Source organism: Zhouia amylolytica AD3 (assembly GCF_000511935.2).
GTDB lineage: Bacteria > Bacteroidota > Bacteroidia > Flavobacteriales > Flavobacteriaceae > Zhouia > Zhouia amylolytica.
This window is the reverse complement of record NZ_AYXY01000019.1, coordinates 1-19,095: the sequence shown is the minus strand read 5'-3', so window position 1 is coordinate 19,095 and position 19,095 is coordinate 1. Positions and strand designations below refer to the sequence as shown.

Below are 19,095 nucleotides of genomic sequence, written 5' to 3'. Positions count from 1 at the left end.
TACCAAAACTGTATTTGCTTCTATATTTTGGGAAAATTGAATATTTATAAAAGAAAAGGGAGGCAAATGCCTCCCTTTCATAAAGTGATTAACGCAACTTAACAAACTATGTATATATTAATTTTTATCCCACCAAATTCTGGTGGTATAGCTATTAGGTCCTTGTCGGGCCTCAGCAGCCCTAACATTTTCCTCGTTCAACGTATATTCAGTATCAGGATATTTTAATCGACGTGGAATGGTTCCTCCTGTAGCATTTCCTGGATAATTCACCGGGGTTAATACCGGATACTCTATTCTTCTCCAATTAGCATAACCTTCCCAGGGATTTAAAAAAGTAGCAGCCCAATATTGTTCTCCTATCATTTCTATAGCATTAGCCGCATCAAATGGATTTGCTGACAAATAAGTATCTACTTCCGCCGTAGTAGGAGTGCTGACTCCATAAAAAGACCAATTTTCCATGGCGGCCCTAACTCCATTATTATAATGCGTTTGCGCATCTCCACTATACCAACCTCTCACAGCAGCTTCCGCTAACATAAGTTCCACTTCTGCATAAGTCATAAACATAAAAGGAGAATCTCGTTGAACCAAAGCCTGGTTTAATTGAGAATAATTTGCTAAATCCCCACCGGCTGGCCCCATGGTCTCTAAAGTATTCGGATCCAACCCATTGGGCAACCCTTGATGTGGGCCACCGCTTTCTACAAAAGATAATATTTCTAATCTCGGATCACCATGATCTTGCATCCAACTAACAAAAGTATCACTCAACCTCATAAACTTATCAATTTCAAAAGCTTCTCCGTAAGGATTCGTATTGATCCATCCGCCATCAATCTGATGTTCAGTTTTAACAACATCATTTAAATCAGTCATAACACCACCTGCAATGGCTTTTGAAACCCAAAGTTCCGCAGCAGCAGGATCTACCTTCACCAATCGCAAACCCAATCTCAACATGAGAGAGTAGGAAAGTTTTTTCCATCTTGTAATATCACCGCCATAGAATAAATCCTGACTTCCAATGGAAGGAGCTGAATTACTGAATTCCAAAGCTGCTTCCTCTAGTTCCATGAGCATATGATTATAGATTTCTTCCTGGCTATCATACGATGGCGTCCACTCATTATCTAAATAACCCAAGCCCGCTTCAAAATAAGGTATATCTCCATATAAATCGGTAGTGCGGTGAAACGACAATACGCGCATTACCCTCCCGGCAGCATGATAATTTATAGCTTCAGGATCTTCAGAAACTCTTGCCATATAATCAGCTAAATCTTTATACTCATTAGTAAAAGCCCTATCAAATAGCGACGAACTGTAATCAAGAAAGTCTATGTATTTATCTCCAGGGAGTAAACTCGTAGATATATTAACATCGGCAAACTGTTGTATGGCAGACATAGCCCAACCCAATGATGCTCTACGCATTTCATACCGAGTACCTGAAAGATATAGCTGTAACCTTGTGAGTTGTATTCCATATGGCAACTCTTCTATAGCATTCGGATCGCTATTCAGTTCTTCCAATTCCTTAACACAAGAGGTAGTTGATAAGGTAAATATTGCCAAAAAAAGCAATATAATCTTTGTTCTAATATTATTTATCTTCATCATGATTTTCTCTTTTAGAATTGTCTTTTAGTTAAAAGCTAACATTCAAATTAAATCCAAAGGACTTCGTTTGTGGTAACCCAAAGAATTCCAATCCTTGACCATTACCTGCATTATAGCTAGATTCCGGATCTACGTTATCAACACTCGAGTGAATCAACCATAAGTTCCTCGCAACAAAAGAAAGTGTTGCATTTTCTATAAAAGTATCATCTAATACATTTTTAGGAATTCTAAATCCGAGGGTAATTTCTCTCAGTTTAATGAAGCCGGAATCATAAATAAACTCTTCACTGATATTATTATAAATATAGTTGTAGTAGTTAGCAATCTGACTTGCAGGTAGCACTCCCAAGCCATTTTCTCTACCAACCAACGTATTTTTATGAACCCCTCTTCGGTATAACTGACCATTGGTACCACTATGCATTACAGCGCCATCCTTCATGTCGATTAAAAAACTTAGTGTCAAATTTTTATATCTAAAGCTATTACGTAAGCCTGCCACAAATGGATGTACACCAGTACCAAAAGGCACAAAACCAGCATCGGTATCCTGTATCGGTAAACCTGAATCATCGAGGGCAATATCACCATTGGCATCTCTTACATATTTAAATCCGGATATTTGACCATAGGGTAAGCCTTCAATATGTTGTACCCAGGTATTTAATGAACGACTTCGTTCTATATTTAATACTTCATTGTCAACTTCCGGATCTAACAGGCTTACCACCTTACTTTTATTGTAACTCATGTTAAAAGAAACATCCCAGCTAAAATCGTTTGTTCGGATAGGCGTTCCTGTCAGTAATAATTCCACTCCTTTGTTGGTAACTTCTCCCACGTTCACTTTGGCAGAAGTATAACCAGAGGTTTGAGATATGGTAGCATTCAGAATATCGTCTTCGGTCCTTTTATCGTAATAACTAAAGTCGATTCCTAACCTTCGCTCAAAAAGTTGCATGTTCAATCCAACTTCAAACTCAGTTACCATGAGAGGAACAAGTTCTGAATTAGCAACCGTGCTTCCACTTATACCTCCCTGAGGAATCCCGTTTTGAGCTACGCCCAGACCATAAAACTGATTAAGTGCATAAGGATCTGTAGAACCTCCCACCTGGGCCCATGCCGTTCTGAATTTGGCAAAATCAATCACCTCTGGCATATTCACCACATCAGATAAAATAGCACTCAATCCAACAGAAGGATAAAATATACTTCTACCATTTAAAGTAGAGAACCAGTCATTTCTTCCGGAACCCGTTAAGAAGAGCCAATCGTTATATGAAATTTCAGCCTGACCATAAACAGAATGTGTACCTAATCTGGTAATATCGCTTCCACCGGAATTAGAAATACCATTAGCTACCGAATAAAAGAATGGAAGTGCAAAATTATTGCTACTCACTGAGGTTGTATTCTCCTGAATTCTCAATTTATTGGCACCCGCTAAGAAGTTATAGGCGATTCCATTATCAAATTCGTGATCGGACCCTAGCATAATATCGAAATTGGTCTCTTTATGCTTTCGCTGTGATTCACTGATGCTCCCATTTGGAGCATATCCGGTACCTGTTGGACCGATTCCTCCGCTTAATCGATCCCATTGATCAATACCCGCTCTTCCTTTAATATAAACCCATTCATTAATATCATATTGCACCGAAGCACTTCCCAAAACCCTGTCTTTTGAATATCCTCTCTGCTGTTGATGTGCAGCCCAATAAGGATTTTGAAACCAGATACTGCTCGATGGCAACAACTCATAACCCTTTTGTCCTTGAGTACCGTATAAATCCGTTGCGTCTTCCGGGTGGGCACCTAACCTGTTCGGATCTCCTTTTAAATCATATATATTCGTTGTTACGGGTAATTGCCAGACCGAATAGTTGGCATTGTTTGGAGAATCTGCCAATCCTGGCTGATTCTTTACATCCTGTAAAATATACTGGGCACTTGATTTAAATTTTAATTTATCATTCAAACCTTTTCCATGCAGGTTCACACTAAAATTCTGTCGTTTCATTCCGGAATTAGGCATAATACTTTCGTTCTCCATATTGGAAACTCCAAACCTGTAGCCAATATCAGCGGTTCCGCCACTTAATGACACCGTGTTGGTAAAAGTACTCCCGGTTCTGTAAAACTTATCGAAGTTATTCCCTGAATACGAATAAGGTCTGCTGACACCATCAAATTGTATGACATCAGATCCATCTAATCTGGCACCCCAGGATGATTCACCCGCATCCCATGCTATTGATTGTGTTGTAGGCTTTTCACCATTAAAACCATGACCGTATTCTTTTTGTGGATCCAGGAGATTAATGGCTTCCTCAAACACATAATTTGAATTAATTTCAACACGTAATCCCTGGTTTAACTTTCCACTTTTAGTGGTGATAAGTATCACTCCATTGGAAGCTCTTGATCCGTATAATGCTGCCGCAGTATTCCCTTTTAAAACAGTCATACTCTCTATATCATCCGGGTTGATATTACCAATTCCATCACCCCCATCAGATCCACCCCACATACCGGCAGACCCCTGGTTGCTATTGTCAATAGGTATACCATCAACCACATACAATGGCTGATTATTACCCGTTAATGATGTATTTCCGCGAATCATAACTCGAGCGGTGCCTCCCGGACCACTTACAGTTTTATTAACACTAACACCTGCCACTTTACCAGCCAATGCATTTGCAACATTCGTTTCTCTGGCCTCTGTAAACTCTTCACCTCCTACTTCTGTTACCGAATAAGCAAGTGACTTCTTCGAACGTTCAATACCTAATGCAGTTACCACTACTTCATCAAGTGCTGCTGCACTTTCTTTTAATGTTATATTGAAGGTTGATTGACCGGCTACGGGAAGTTCCTGTGTGGCAAAACCTACATAAGAAACCACTAAAACAGCATCATTTCCAGATACATCAATGGTGAAGTTACCATCAAAATCTGATTGTGTACCATTCGATGTTCCCTTTTCCAAAACACTGGCTCCAATTAAGGGTACACCTCCGGCATCCTTAATCGTACCACGAACCCTGAGTTGCTGCACAGAACTGTTAAAAGTCCTGTTTTTCTTAACAATAATAGTTCTGTTTTCAGTTAATTCATAGGTGCAATCGATTGGATTCAAGGCCGATAATAATAGATCATTGGCCTCAATCTTTCCCTTTACCAAGGATATCTTAGGTGCCTCAGCAATTATCTTATCATTATAGACAAACTTGTATCCAAGTTGTTCCTGGATGAGCTCAAACATTTCAGTTGCCGATATAACGGTATCGGTATCAACTTTAATAATGGCATTTTGAGAAAGGGAATTACTGGGCACAAAACTAAATGCCGTAGTAACCCATAAAACAATAAATGTCCTCATAACAATTTTAGAAAGTTTTCCTATCCTGAGGTGGAAAACATTTGTAAAGTTAATTTTCATAAATTTGCAATGGTTTGGTTAAACATTATTTTAATCTTACTAATCAATAAGGAATAAAGTCTAAACTGTAGGAGGTGGCAACTTTATTCCTTTTTTTTATTCAATAATTACCTTTTTATCTTTCACGCTATAATTAAATTCGTTCGTCTTTTGAATATACCTTAGCAACTTGTCTATACTAACCTCACGATCTAAAACACCGGTAAATCGTTTCTCTTCAATATCCGGATTTTTAAAAGTATATTCTATATCGTACCACCTTGAAAGCACTTTCATGATCTCTTTCATCGTCATATGCTTAAAACTAAAGTAACCTTCCTTCCAGGCTATTTCATCAAATACCTTGTCCACTTTATGAACCGCCAAAGCACCTGTTTCCGCATTAAACAAAGCTTGTTCAGAAGGCCTCAGGAATCTGTAACTATCTGCTTCACCTGCTTTAACCTTCACCTTTCCTTCCACCAAAGTAGTTACAACATTAATCTCTTCCTGATAAGCCTTTATATTAAATTCGGTTCCCAGCACTTCTATGTCCTGTCCGCCAGTATGAACCATAAAGGCACTACCATCATGATGGATGCTTTCCGAAACATCAAAATAAGCCTCACCATATAGCAGCTCAACACGACGCACTGCTCCTTTAATAAATTGAACTGGATATTTAAGCTTAGATTCAGAATTTAACCATACACTAGTACCATCAGATAATTGTACAAAAAAACGCCCTCCTTTAGGAATGGTTAAATAATTGTATTGAACGGTCGACTTCCCATCCTCCTGGTTGGAGTCATAGATAAGTTGCTGTTGGTTTAAAGTACGTCCATGTAACTTTACATCTACTCCTTTTTCTAAAGCAACATCTGCTCCATTCTCTAAAGTTAAAATGGCTTTATCACTGCCCGGTAAGATGTGAACACCATTATCGACAACCTGAACGGATGTGGGGTTCTTTTTTAATAAAGATTCCGGTAGCATAAAATAAGCGCCGATACCCATTATAACAAGCCCGACAGCTGCATATTTAAAAACGGTTAGGTATCTTTTATGGCGTAGTCTTCTATCCTGTTCTTTAATCCTGCGAAGAATATGCTTCTTTTCTTCATCAGTATTGAAATCAACCAAATGCACATCTGCCAAAAAATTGGCTTTAACAAACTGCTTAAAAATAACATTGTTAGAAGGTTCTTTTAACCATTCGGTCAACTCCATTAATTCATGGATGGTGGCCGACTTCGAGAAATATTTTATGATAATATCTTCTATTCTTTTATCTGTCAAAACGATATCAATTTTAATAATGACGTATTAAATTATCATAACACTTACGTATTTGTCAATTTTTTTTATGTATTTATCATTTTTTTATATTTTTAGTTCTTATATTTTTTTATTCCCTAAAATTTGAACAAAGAATTTTCTAATCCAGAAATACTAAAACGTGAATTGGAAAAAGGTAACCAACGTGCCTTAACCTTTTTAATTGATACCTATCACCAACCTCTTTGCGTTTACATATACAGTCTTTCTAATGATTATGAAGGTGCACAGGATATCGTACAAAATGTGTTCATTAAAGTTTGGACAGACAGACAAAAATTGGGAAGGGTAAAGTCACTGAAAAATTTTTTATACAAATCGGTGTACAATGGCTTTATAGATCAGTGGAGGAAAGATAAAAGGATGTTAGCCATTGAATCAAAGCATTTGGAAAACCTGAATGAAATTATAGAAGATTCGAATGAAGACCTTCTTAAAATCAAAATAGACATGGTTCGCCATGAAATTGACAACTTACCAGAAAAATGTAAAGAAACCTTTTTGCTAAGTAAGCAAGAGGGACTTACCAATATAGAAATTGCGAATTTCATGAATGTATCCATCAGAACTGTAGAATCTCAAATAAATAAAGCATACAGATTACTGAAACAGCGACTGTCAAGTGCCGACGTCGTTTTAAAAATTTTCGCTGTCCTATCAACTTTAATTTATTCATAATATCTATTCCATTAATTCATAATTCTTGAGATTATTCCAATATTTCTCAACGCAACCTTTTCACAACTTGTACATCTAATCCTACAAATGATTAGATTTATAATTATGAAAAAGCAATTATTATATATTATGTTTTTGGTATGGTTATCGGGATGCTCGGATAGCAACAATGAAGACATCAATGGCACTCCCGACTCAATAAATGTATCAGAACAAATAGTTGGTAGATGGATGCCGTTTAAAACCGTACTTAACGACCAGGTAGTCTACAATAGAAAAACATTTACAGGAATGGAAAGTGACACACACTATGAGCGTATACTCTTTAAGAATGACCAATCTGTACGTAAATCAACTAGTGATGGTAACATTGATTTATTCACATGGGAATTAAATGCAACAAATGATACCCTGATCCTTGCCAAAGGGCAGTCAAATGAACGTCGCTATTTTATAGAAAATGTCTCCAAAGACAGTTTAACTTATTCAATAGAACCATTCGCGGGACATAAGGTTATATATAGCTTTGTAAAAGAGCATAAGAAAGAAATAAACCGAAGTGACCTGATCTGTAAGGATTGGAAATACGATTTGGTCTGGGCTCGATTATTCAGTATGGATGGATTTAAATATGTAAGAAACGGATCGGTCGACAACCTATTTTATGAAAAGGCTAAGGTAAGTTTCAATACTAATGGTACTTTTTCTGTATACTCCAATAATGTTTTGCATGAGCAAGGCATCTGGCATCTTGATTTAGATGACATGTTGTTAGTCATTGAAGGTGATTTTAAAAGGGAAGCTACCTTATTAGAGCTAAAAGAAGACACCATGGTTTTCGTGTTCAAGAACACCAAGGATAACAACATCCATTACCAAATGGATTTTTCTACTTTTTAAAGAATATAGCATATTCCTTGTCTATTCCGTTAAGGCTATTTTCAGGATAATCCCTGTACAAGAAAAAAATGGAGTCATTATTGATTTCCATAATCGGGTAAGCTATAAAGTCGTTAGTGTCATAACCTCTGTAGTAGGTAAGATTGTTGTTTTCAACCAGCCAACCATTCACCCCGCTGGGAAAACACCATGAGAAATATTTTGCCGATTCGGAGGTTACAAGCTTCACCTGTGCCTTATTAGGGTTTTGGTAAGGGCAATCCCAACTATATCCAACCAATTTATTCGAATAAAATTGTATGGTGTCAGTCCGTTCGTTATTGGGATAGCTTGTACCCGAATCATAACTGATCTCTACCGATCCATCGAGCATTTCTTTATAGCAGTACCCAAAATACCACTTCCCAATCAATATCCGCTCGGTTTCCGAAGCTTGCGAATATAAATCTTCACCACTAAATTGATCCGGACTTGGAAATTCATCCTGATGACCGGATGAACAAGCAACAGCAATAATTAAAAATAACAGAAGTCTAATCTTTAAAATCATAATGACTTAATCATTGGCTACTTATAAATTTAATAAAAATGATTTAATTAGGTAGTTGAAGCATAGTTGAAGTATACCTATAGTATGGTTAAAATATAAGGAGAGTTAAATTGATGTATTTAGATATAAATTGATTTTATGCTACTAATGACTATACACATCAATCACTAGAGAATAACCCATCAATATCTTAATTAAAAATTGTTAAGTTTTATGTTGTATTAAGTGAGGGATGATTTCAATGAAAGTCACCTATTTCAAAAATAATTGAGTCAAAATTAACTCATAATAACCACAAAAGAATATTCATCTTCTAATATTAGAAACTTAATCCCTCAAAGTCCTAATTTTCGTCAATAAATAGTTTATAACCTATCCCCCTGATGTTAATAATTTGAACCCCTTGATCCTTATTGAGGTATTTTCGAAGTTTGGTAATAAATACATCCATACTCCTTGCATTAAAAAAAGTATCATCACCCCATAATTTATCTAATACTTTCTTTCGCTCTAACACCTGATTCCGGTTTTTATATAGCATGAACAATATTTGTGATTCTCGATGGGTCAGTATTCTTTCATAACCATCCAACTCAAGACTTTGCTTTTGCACATTGAATTTATATTTCCCAATAAAACAATGGTCTAAAGGTGCTGTTTCTGAAGTATTTATGCGGTTGGCTAATGCTTTTATACGAACAATTAACTCTTCGATACTAAATGGCTTTTTAAGATAATCATTTCCTCCCAGCTCAAATCCCTTCACTACATCTTCGGTCAATGATCGGGCTGTTAAAAATATAACCGGGGTGCTACTGTTTTCCCTCCTAAAAGCTTCAATAAGACTAAAACCATCCATCTCTGGCAACATGACATCAATAACCAATACATCATAAGTATTCTTTACAGACGCCTCCAATCCCTTTTTTCCATCATCATAGTGATCGACAATAAATCCACGACTTCTAAGGCTATCGCCTACCACCATTGCAAGGGCTTGCTCATCCTCGACGTATAAAATTTTAAGCTTATCATTCATAATTTACTGGTAAAACGATTATAATGGTAGTCCCATTTTTAAGCTCACTCCTTACAGCTACGGTTCCTCCATGTTTCTCTATGGTGTTTTTCACATAGTAAAGTCCTAACCCAAATCCTTTTGTATTATGTACCGATCCGGTTGAGACTCTATAAAAACGATCAAATATCTTTTTTTGATCAACCTTTGAAATCCCAATACCATTGTCAGTGATGGTAATTAAAAAGTTGTGGTGTTCTCGTTTAGCAGCTACCTTTATCAACACATCATCAATTGAATATTTTATACTATTTTCAAACAAATTCTGCATAACATTCACCATATGAAATCGATCTACCCAAATCCTTTCAGCTTCAGGTTCAATTTCTAATTCAACCTTAACTTTCTTATTGATCTGACCATACTTCCTGTCATTTAAAATATTCTGACACAACTCTCGGAAATTTACTTCTTCCGGATGCATGGGTGCTGGCTCCCTTTCCTCACGCGACATATTAAGAACTTTTTCAACTAAACCAGAAAGACGGGTTAATTCCTTTTGAGAGGAATCAAGGTATTTATCAGTCATTTCCCTATCGTTCAAAACTCCGAAGTTCTTCATGGATTCAACAATTGCAGAAACGGTTGCTATCGGAGTTTTTAATTCATGTGTCATATTATTAATAAAATCACTTTTTATTTGCGAAAGTTGTTTTTGTCTGAATATAGTCCGAAGCATATAAACAAAACATATCATGATAAGTATGAACAATGCCAATGAAGCTAATCCTCCAAAACCAAATTGTGCATATAAAACTTGACGTACATTAGTACATACTACCCGTATATTTTTGTTTCCCTTAAAATTAAGAGGAAATGTTCGGGATGCCAAATAGCTATTTTTAAAAGGAAAAGACATATTAAACTCTGAAACAGTACTCGAGTCCAACACATCCAACCTATAATCCATATCTATTGCTCTATTATTAAGCTCTGATCGAAATAATGAGTCTATTACTGATAATTGCACGTTTTCATTTCTTGAGTTATCTTCTGAAATTAATTGTTGTACTAACTCTCTCAATTTTAATTCAACAGATTCAGGTACTGAATCTATCATATTAAATGCTTCATCCAGATATTGAGGGGAATCTACATGCATGGTAACACTCCCCGATGGAAAACTTTCACTTTTAGATAATAAATCCATCGGAATTTTATTCAAAATAGAATCCGGTGGAGATGAGATGATTTTAGCATTCATATTAGGCATAACTCTCTGAAGATCTTCGCTATATCGTAAACTCATCTCTTCATTAACACTCTTTTCTAAAGCAAGGTTAAGCTCTTTTATTAATTGCTGTTTGTTTATATGGTAGAACTTTCCTATCCAATGAGCCTGTAACAGGACTAAACCAATAATCGAAACAGATACTAAAAAAAAGATAATACGAATGCGCTGATTCATGTGTAAAACAATTTCGTGTACAAGGCAAAAGTACAACTAATATTTATCCATTAATACAAAACAAACGCCTGTTAACACTCGATAACACTATGTAACAATGAGTTAACCATCTTCTCTAAACATCTCCAATACTTTTGAACTCAGAAAGTTTAACCTAACAAAAATCTTAAAGAATATGAAAAAAGCAATCCTTCTATTCAGTGTAATTATAGGCTTAGCTTATTCCTCGAAAGCTCAAAATTCAGGAACTATTATTTACGAACGAACTATCAATTTGCATAAAAACTTATCGGAAGATCAGCAAATGATGAAAAGTATGATACCAGAAACTACCAGTTCTGATTTTAGATTTACATTTAATAAATCAAAAGGTGTTTATGAAGAAATACCATCTAAAAAGTCAACAGGAATAATCATATCATCCGAAGGAGATGGAGGAAAAACATGGTTTGATTTTGATAGAAATGTTTTTCGTAAATACATTACCGTTGATGGGGAATTATACCATAACAATGGACCAATTGTAGCTTTAGAAAACATCAAACCTACCGGAAAGTCAAAAAAAATTCTTGGTTTCCCTTGCGAAGAATTCAAAACAAGTGAAGGACAATTTTCCATCTGGGTTACCAAACATCTTCCTAAATATATTACCCCACTAGCTCCTATGTTTTATAATGGAGCAGTTCTAGCCATTGAAGGTGATAAAGTTTCCTATATCGCTAAGTCATTCTCCGAAAATATAGATCCTAAAAAACTCATTCCTGATTCTTCGACAGAAATCACCAAAGAACAGTTTTTGGATCTGCAAGAGGAAAAAATGGATGCTTTAAAACAAAAACTCTAATCTCTTTTTCAACCATTACAACAAGTAACAAGAATAGTTATGGAGTTAATTATAAATAATTTATCAAAGACATACTCCAATGGGGTTAAGGCTTTAAACAATCTAAACTTAACCATCGGAAAGGGCATGTTTGGTCTACTAGGGCCCAATGGAGCCGGAAAATCATCTCTCATGAGAACAATCGCAACACTCCAAGAACCTGACCAGGGTAGCATACATTTTAACGATATCGATGTCTTAAAGGAAAAAGAAAAAGTGAAAAGAAACCTGGGGTACCTACCACAGTCCTTTGGTGTATATCCAGGAATCAGTGCTCAAGAATTACTTTTGCATTTTGCGGTTCTTAAAGGTATAAAAGGTGTAAAACCAAGAAAAGAAACCGTTGCGAATCTCTTACATCAAGTCAATTTATATAAAGACCGTAAAAAAAGTGTACACACTTTTAGTGGTGGTATGAAACAACGATTTGGTATCGCTCTGTCTCTTTTGGGAGATCCTGATTTGATCATCGTAGATGAGCCAACCGCCGGCTTAGATCCAGCCGAACGCAATAGGTTTAACAATTTGCTTAGTGATATCAGTGAAGATAAAATAGTGATTTTGTCAACACATATCGTTGATGACGTCAAGGACCTCTGTAACAACCTTGCCATCATTAATCATGGAAACAAACTTATAAACGGTCGACCATCGGAATTAATGAAAGAACTGGATGGTAAAGTATGGCAAAAACGAATTAGTAAGTCTGAAATTGAACAATATCATTCAAATTACCATATCATAACTTCACGTCTAAATGAAGGGAATATGCTTATTAATATTTTGGATGATGATCATCCGGGAAATGGTTTCAGCCCGGTTTACCCCAGCTTGGAAGATGTTTATTTTTCGGTGATTAACCATTCTGCCTAACCTTTAATATCCAATCTCATGTTATTCGAAATTATACGATTTGAAATAAAGCGAGCTCTTCAGCGACCAGCAGTTTACATTTACTGGGGCATACTTTTTCTGTTGGCTTTCGCTATCATAAATGTAACAGGCGGAGCATTTAAAAGTATTAACCTACAATTAGCCGGCGACAAAACCTTTATCAATGCTCCTGGAATTATTGACCTGATTATGGGGAGCTTTTCATACTTAGGGATCTTTATCATCGCGGCCATATGTTCTAGTATTGTATTAAAAGACTTTAATAATAACACACTGGAACTTGTTTTCGTTACACCATTAAAGAAGGTAAACTATGTCTTGGGTCGCTTCATTGCATCAAACGTACTTACTATTATGGTGTTCACGGGTGCAGGTATTGGTTTTTTTGTAGGTAGTTTGATGCCTTACCTTAACCATGATTACATTGGTCCCAACCAATGGCTCACTTACATTAATCCTTACCTCACTCGAATAATCCCTAATATCTTTTTTATAAGTGCCATATTTTTCAGCTTTAGTCTGTTACTGCGTAGTGCTGTAATCAACTGGATTACAATTCTAGGACTCTATATTCTGTACGGTGTGGCCATGAGCCTTTTTAAAGACCTGGAAAGTCAAACTATAGCTGCCTTACTTGATCCGTTTGGAATTGCAGCATCAGTAAGCGTCAGTTCTTCAGCATCAGCTACCGACATGAATAAAACCGGAGCACAACTAGTAGACGTTTTTATGTATAATCGAATACTTTGGATTGGGATAGGAATCGTAATATTAATTTTTACCCTTTTAAGGTTTAAATTTACATACACCCTATCTACCTGGTCTATAAAGAAGAAGAAAACTCAAAAAAGCAAAGTATTAGTAACAGAAAATAACTTTAGTAATAAACCCGGAAGACCTTTGCCTAAAGCTGAAGCAAACAGAAAGGTGTGGCCCGAATTTATGCAACTTTTTAAATTCGAAACCAAAAACTTAATATCTAACACCTGGTTTCTACTAATCACTTTGGTAATGGTTGTGTTTATGTTTGTGGTTTCTAAAGGAATTGGAAAAACCTACGACACTAACACTTACCCGGTTACTTACCAGGTACTAGGCATTCTAGGTGGTAGTGCTCGATTTTTTATTTTTATCATCATCATGATTTTCTCCGGGGAAATGATTTGGAGAGATCGCGACAAAAATATTCATGAAATTAGTTGTACCTACCCTACCCCTCGATGGGTTTCCTATGCCAGCAAATTTTTAGCACTCACCATTGGGATTGTCTTTCTAAAATTAGTGATGATAGTATGTGGAATCATCATTCAAAGTTTGGCGGATTATTATAACTATGAATTAGGCTTGTACTTTTTCTCAGAATTTGGAATAGGCCTGGTACAAAGTATACTAGTCATGGCTCTGGCATTTTTCATTCATATTATCGTAAATAATAAATATCTGGGATATGTTTTTATCATTCTTTATTGGGTACTGAATACTTACTTCATAGATCAATTGCTTAAACATCCTTTGTTAATCTATGGTAGAGGCCCGTCCGTAATGTATTCCGACATGAATGGATGGGGCTTTGGACTCTTTCCATATTCGATCTTTAAATTATACTGGACTTTCATCGCTGGAATTCTAATTATCCTGAGCATCGAACTATTGGTTACCCAAAGTGAAACCAATTGGCGTATACGTATAAAGTTATTAGGAAGGAGAATCAAAGGAAAATCCATGAAAGGCATTTGGGGGCTGGCTTCCCTAGCCTTGATTGTGGGATCATATATTTTTTATAACACCAATATTAAAAAAGAATTTAAAACTTCATATCAAAGAGAATTACAAGCTGTTGAATATGAAAATCGATATAAATCTTTTGAAAAAACACCACAACCTAAGATTTCTAATATTAAACTAAAGGTTGATTTATATCCAGAAAAAGGCGACATGATTGCAAAAGGTACTTTTACATTAAAGAACCGGGGAACAACCTCAATTGATACCCTTTATATTAATGCAGGAATAAATGTTAAAACGTTAGGGTTTAACCGAGAGGTTACCTTGATCGAGCGTGATGACACTTATGGAGTTTCCCTATATCTTCTTAAGCAACCATTAGCATCTAAAGACAGTCTAAACCTTGACTTTTACTTTGAAGGCATTAATAACGGATTTAGTGTTGGTGGTGCAAATAACTTCTGTGCCAAAAACGGGACTTTCCTTTACAATTCTTTATTTCCATCATTAGGATACAATAAGGGAGGAGAACTTACAAATCCTCGTACTCGAAAGAAGCATGGATTACCCAAAAGAAAAATTGCTGCCGATATCAATGATCCACAAGGAATACAGCATAACTTTATTAATAATGATGCAGACTTCGTAGACTTTGAAGCTATTGTAGGTACTTCCAGTGATCAAACAGCATTAACCCCCGGAAAATTGATTGATCAATGGAAGGAAAACGGAAGAAATTATTTTCATTACCGCTCAGAACATCCAATGGTGAATTATTATGCAATTCTTTCTGCAAATTATCAGGTAAAAACAGACGTATGGAAAAGTGAAAATGGTAAAGAAACGGAGTTAAGTATTTATTACCATAAAGGACACGAATACAATCTTGACAACATGATGAACGGGATGAAAACAGCCTTAAATACTTATAGTAAGATATATGCTCCATATCAATCGGAACAGCTACGTATTGTTGAATTCCCCCGATACTCAAGTTATGCACAATCATTTCCAAATATGATTCCTTTTTCCGAAGGTATTGGCTTTATTGCTGATTTACGTGAACTCAACAATAAAACTAAAGACAAATCTGAAATTACTATCGACTATCCATTTTTTGTTACAGTGCATGAAGTGGCACATCAATGGTGGGCGCACCAACTTATAGCTGCCGATGTTGAAGGAGCACAAATGCTTATGGAATCACTTACGCAATATAGCGCCCTTCAATCCATGAAAAATAGATTTGATGATGCGGCCATAACCAAGTTCCTAAAAAATGAAGCTTTTAAATATATCACCTCCAGAAAAAAGGAACAATTAGATGAACGCCCGTTGGACAAGGTTGCTAATTATCAAATACAAACATTCTATCAAAAAGGAATTCTAGTGATGAATGCGCTTGAGCAGTACCTGGGTAAAGATACATTTCAAGGAGTCCTTCGTAACTTTTTGAATGACTATGCATATAAATCAGCCCCTTATCCTACTACTGCCAACCTTATAACACGTCTTAAACAAGAAACTCCGGATAGCTTACAGTATTTCGTAGAAGATGCACTAGAGAAAATAACCTTCTATAAAACCACTGTTAAATCTGCTCACTATAAGAGAAATAAAGACTTTACATATACGGTTGAAGCAAAAGTCGATATTCGAAAATTCTATATCAATGACCAGGGAGAGGAAATCGAAGTGCCTTGTAACGACTACATTGAAGTTCGAGAGAATAACTCAAAAGGTGATATCCTCTTTAATCAAAAACTAAAACTTAAATCTGGTGAAAACAACTTAAATCTAAAAACCAACAGAAAACCATCAACTTTAGTGATCGATCCTAACTATTTAATAATGACTAAAGAATGGGAACGGCCTCCCTATACGATTGAAAAAGCCGAAAAATAAAAAAATAAATATTAAAAATTCTATTAAAATGAAAACACATCTATTTACACTAATCATGATCTTATTAGCAATAGGGGTTATGACACGTTCGACCTATGCTCAAAACGGTTCAAAGACTCCCCCTAAATTTGAATTTTTAAAAGGGCTTAGAAAAGCACAAGAAGGAGAAATGAATAAAAACCAACAAATAACACTCGATGGTGAAAGTATTCCTGTTTATGACAATACAGGAAAGAGGTTAAAAGGGTTTTCTCTTATGAAAGCTTTTACCTCTGGAGATTTTGCACCTGACTTCTATATAGATAACGATAAAGAAATAAAGGCCATTTTAATGAGGGAGGCTACTGATGAGGAAAAAGCTCAAATGAAAATTGCGAATTCAGATGCTTTAAAAAGTAACAAAAAGCTAAACGAACCTGCCCCAAATTTTGAGGCTACCGACCTGAAGAATAATGAACTTTATTTAAAAAAATTAAAAGGAAAGGTTATTGTTTTAAATTTCTGGTTTAAGAACTGTAAACCCTGTGCGATGGAAATTCCTGATTTAAATAAACTCGTTGAAAAATACCAGGGTAAAGAAGTTGTATTTATAGCTTTCGCTCTTGATAAGCCCGGCGATTTGGAATCTTTTTTAAAAGAAACCCCTTTTAAGTATCAAATCGTTGCCGGGGCAAGGTCTATTGCTGACGAATATAATGTACATAGTTTCCCTACCCATATTATCATCAATCAGGATTCCAAAATTATTTATAAAGCCACAGGCTTAACAACTAATACGGTGGAAAATTTGGACCACGTTATAGAAGAAGAATTAAAGAGTTAGTTTTTAATTTATTTGAATTAATTAGAAAAGATTTAGTTAAAGTTTTAATCTAGGGTTGCAAAAGCCCCAGGTTAAAACTTTATTTAATAAAGACTCTGGTTGTATCGAATTAATCCATTGATCTTTAATGCGTTTATTAAAATCCATGAATTAAGATACCTGTGTACATGAATAATATTTTTAGCAAATCCTTAAAAAATACTTTTTAAAGATAAGATATTTAATACGGCTGAATTTTCTCATAAAAACATCCTATTTCACATGTTTTTACCACCATGTACAAATTGATACAAAATCATATAAATTGTTTATTGAACTTGTAAAAACACAATTCTCAACCCTAAATTACCAATGGTTTAATAGGTAGTTGAAGCATAGTTGAAGTATAGTTAAAGTATGGATAAAGTATGAGGAGAGTTAAATTGATGTATATCTATACAAATTCTTTCTATGCTACCAATAAATATTCAGGAACTAACCTCCCTGGTTACAAAGTATAGGTAAAATATGGAATCTGAGATTACTACCGTGATCTCCATAGATTCCCGTACTGTAAATGGAAAGCCACACAAGCTCCGCTTGTGCCTTTTGTTTTTTAGATGGTTTAACAAAGTATCCTGTTAATTGAGATTACTACCGTGATCTCCATAAATTCCCGTACTGTAAATGGAAAGCCATACAAGCTCCGCTTGTGCCTTTTGTTTTTTAGATGGCTTAACAGAGTATCCTGTTAATTGAGATTACTACCGTGATCTCCATAAATTCCCGTACTGTAAATGGAAAGCCATACAAGCTCCGCTTGTGCCTTTTGTTTTTTAGATGGCTTAACAAAGCACGCTTTGTACGCCTATAAAAAACAAAAGCCTGCACTTCCGTGCAGGCTTTCCGCTTAATCGTGGAGTCGGGGAGAATATAAAAAACTGATATTTTTTAGGTATTATAAGGGTTCTCAAACCCTCAATTTTTAACTGACACCTATGCCCTCACCATTTAACAAATTTTAACATTTTATAGCTTTTCAACACCATCTTCCATACTTTTTAGTTACACATTTGATGTTATCAAACAATCTATTTTTTTTTATTTGACAATAGTAATTTCAAGGATTTAAATCAGATCCTTTACAATCAATGGAGAATAAATATTCAATATATATTTAGCCTTAAAAAATTAACTCCATAATATTTTATCCATTTTAACACAGTATCTATAGTATTATCTCCTTCCTCCGATAATACTAAAACATTAATTTCATCCACACCAGTAAAATAATTTAATATGATTATAATTTCCTTGCTTTAAATCTTTACAAATTTTCTTGCCTCTGGAATACTTTTCATCTATCTCCTGAAACTTTGATAATCCTATCTTAAATCTTCTTTTATTGATATCCTTAAATTTTGTAGAATCATTAGTCCTATGCCATTCATTATAATACATAGGATTGCATGAGCTGCTATTTTTAACTCTTGCTTGAAAATCTATAAAACTAGCATACGATTGTGAGTTTAAATTACCTTTAATAACTTCCTTCATTAAAAGATCATTGAATCTACATTTGGTAAACCAAGTATAGTAATGAATTAAAATTACATTCGCGTAATTATTCCCATAACTTCTTTTATAGGAATCGTTTAATGGTCCGTTTACCATCACACCCGTTAGTCGCTCTCCAGGATATCCGTATTTTTCAATAATTGGTATTAGTTTATTTTCAACCAACCCACTAACTACACTATCATATTTCTTCTCATACTTTTTAGCATTGTCTGGGTCAACTCTTGAAAGTGAATCTAAATAATATGTTTTCCATTTACTGTCGTATTCAGACATTTGTATGACAGTATCTAGTAAAAA

At 35.3% G+C, this 19,095-nt stretch carries 13 protein-coding genes; 6 read left to right on the top strand and 7 right to left on the bottom strand.

All coding sequences use genetic code 11. From position 1 onward, the window contains the following. Nucleotides 1-117 precede the first annotated feature (117 nt). From P278_RS04835 to P278_RS04825, 3 genes are all read right to left on the bottom strand, one after another. Nucleotides 118-1,626: a SusD/RagB family nutrient-binding outer membrane lipoprotein gene (locus P278_RS04835; protein ID WP_051413413.1), complete on the bottom strand. Its 1,509-nt coding sequence runs from the start codon at nt 1,624-1,626 to the stop codon at nt 118-120. A gap of 28 nt (nt 1,627-1,654) precedes the next feature. Beyond that, on the bottom strand, nt 1,655-5,017 hold the full coding sequence (locus P278_RS04830; RefSeq protein ID WP_161808340.1) for a SusC/RagA family TonB-linked outer membrane protein: 3,363 nt from the start codon (nt 5,015-5,017) through the stop codon (nt 1,655-1,657). 156 nt (nt 5,018-5,173) lie between these two features. Then, nucleotides 5,174-6,355, bottom strand: coding sequence for a FecR family protein (locus tag P278_RS04825; RefSeq protein ID WP_051413411.1), 1,182 nt, complete (start codon nt 6,353-6,355; stop codon nt 5,174-5,176). 123 nt (nt 6,356-6,478) lie between these two features. Here P278_RS04825 and P278_RS04820 point away from each other — a divergent pair, with 123 nt between their 5' ends. Together P278_RS04820 and P278_RS04815 are read left to right on the top strand one after the other, a co-directional pair. After that, complete coding sequence (locus P278_RS04820; protein WP_038263223.1) at nt 6,479-7,072, top strand: RNA polymerase sigma factor; 594 nt, start codon at nt 6,479-6,481, stop codon at nt 7,070-7,072. A gap of 105 nt (nt 7,073-7,177) precedes the next feature. After that, nucleotides 7,178-7,972, top strand: coding sequence for a hypothetical protein (locus P278_RS04815; RefSeq protein ID WP_038263219.1), 795 nt, complete (start codon nt 7,178-7,180; stop codon nt 7,970-7,972). Here P278_RS04815 and P278_RS04810 read toward each other — a convergent pair. The 3 genes from P278_RS04810 to P278_RS04800 form a co-directional block, all read right to left on the bottom strand. Continuing rightward, the gene (locus P278_RS04810) at nt 7,962-8,522 is read right to left on the bottom strand and encodes a hypothetical protein (protein WP_038263216.1); all 561 of its coding nucleotides are present in this window, start codon (nt 8,520-8,522) and stop codon (nt 7,962-7,964) included. The two genes, P278_RS04815 and P278_RS04810, sit on opposite strands and share 11 nt — an antisense overlap. Before the next feature lie 343 nt (nt 8,523-8,865). Beyond that, nucleotides 8,866-9,561, bottom strand: a complete 696-nt coding sequence (locus tag P278_RS04805) for a response regulator transcription factor (RefSeq protein WP_038263213.1) — start codon at nt 9,559-9,561, stop codon at nt 8,866-8,868. Next, complete coding sequence (locus tag P278_RS04800) at nt 9,554-11,008, bottom strand: sensor histidine kinase (protein ID WP_051413410.1); 1,455 nt, start codon at nt 11,006-11,008, stop codon at nt 9,554-9,556. The genes P278_RS04805 and P278_RS04800 overlap by 8 nt, the downstream gene beginning before the upstream one ends. Before the next feature lie 175 nt (nt 11,009-11,183). Here P278_RS04800 and P278_RS04795 point away from each other — a divergent pair, with 175 nt between their 5' ends. The 4 genes from P278_RS04795 to P278_RS04780 are packed head-to-tail and all read left to right on the top strand — an operon-like array spanning nt 11,184 to nt 17,238. Then, nucleotides 11,184-11,852 (top strand): hypothetical protein, encoded by a 669-nt coding sequence (locus P278_RS04795; RefSeq protein ID WP_038263210.1) that lies wholly within the window; start codon nt 11,184-11,186, stop codon nt 11,850-11,852. Between the two features lie 39 nt (nt 11,853-11,891). Then, nucleotides 11,892-12,764 (top strand): ABC transporter ATP-binding protein, encoded by an 873-nt coding sequence (locus P278_RS04790; protein WP_038263207.1) that lies wholly within the window; start codon nt 11,892-11,894, stop codon nt 12,762-12,764. Nucleotides 12,765-12,782: 18 nt separating this feature from the next. Beyond that, a complete protein-coding gene (locus tag P278_RS04785; RefSeq protein WP_038263204.1) occupies nt 12,783-16,415 on the top strand; it encodes a M1 family aminopeptidase in 3,633 nt (1,210 codons plus the stop codon). Nucleotides 16,416-16,443: 28 nt separating this feature from the next. After that, nucleotides 16,444-17,238, top strand: a complete 795-nt coding sequence (locus tag P278_RS04780) for a TlpA family protein disulfide reductase (protein ID WP_139226739.1) — start codon at nt 16,444-16,446, stop codon at nt 17,236-17,238. A gap of 1,251 nt (nt 17,239-18,489) precedes the next feature. Here the strand turns inward: P278_RS04780 and P278_RS04775 are convergent. Then, nucleotides 18,490-19,095 (bottom strand): hypothetical protein (locus tag P278_RS04775; protein ID WP_038263199.1); only part of this gene is annotated, 606 nt, incomplete at its 5' end.

Coding starts and splice junctions, on each gene's coding strand:
- P278_RS04835 (WP_051413413.1), bottom strand. CDS start 1,626: ATGATGAAGATAAATAATATTAGAACAAAGATTATATTGCTTTTTTTG.
- P278_RS04830 (WP_161808340.1), bottom strand. CDS start 5,017: ATGAGGACATTTATTGTTTTATGGGTTACTACGGCATTTAGTTTTGTG.
- P278_RS04815 (WP_038263219.1), top strand. CDS start 7,178: ATGAAAAAGCAATTATTATATATTATGTTTTTGGTATGGTTATCGGGA.
- P278_RS04810 (WP_038263216.1), bottom strand. CDS start 8,522: ATGATTTTAAAGATTAGACTTCTGTTATTTTTAATTATTGCTGTTGCT.
- P278_RS04805 (WP_038263213.1), bottom strand. CDS start 9,561: ATGAATGATAAGCTTAAAATTTTATACGTCGAGGATGAGCAAGCCCTT.
- P278_RS04800 (WP_051413410.1), bottom strand. CDS start 11,008: ATGAATCAGCGCATTCGTATTATCTTTTTTTTAGTATCTGTTTCGATT.
- P278_RS04795 (WP_038263210.1), top strand. CDS start 11,184: ATGAAAAAAGCAATCCTTCTATTCAGTGTAATTATAGGCTTAGCTTAT.
- P278_RS04790 (WP_038263207.1), top strand. CDS start 11,892: ATGGAGTTAATTATAAATAATTTATCAAAGACATACTCCAATGGGGTT.
- P278_RS04785 (WP_038263204.1), top strand. CDS start 12,783: ATGTTATTCGAAATTATACGATTTGAAATAAAGCGAGCTCTTCAGCGA.
- P278_RS04780 (WP_139226739.1), top strand. CDS start 16,444: ATGAAAACACATCTATTTACACTAATCATGATCTTATTAGCAATAGGG.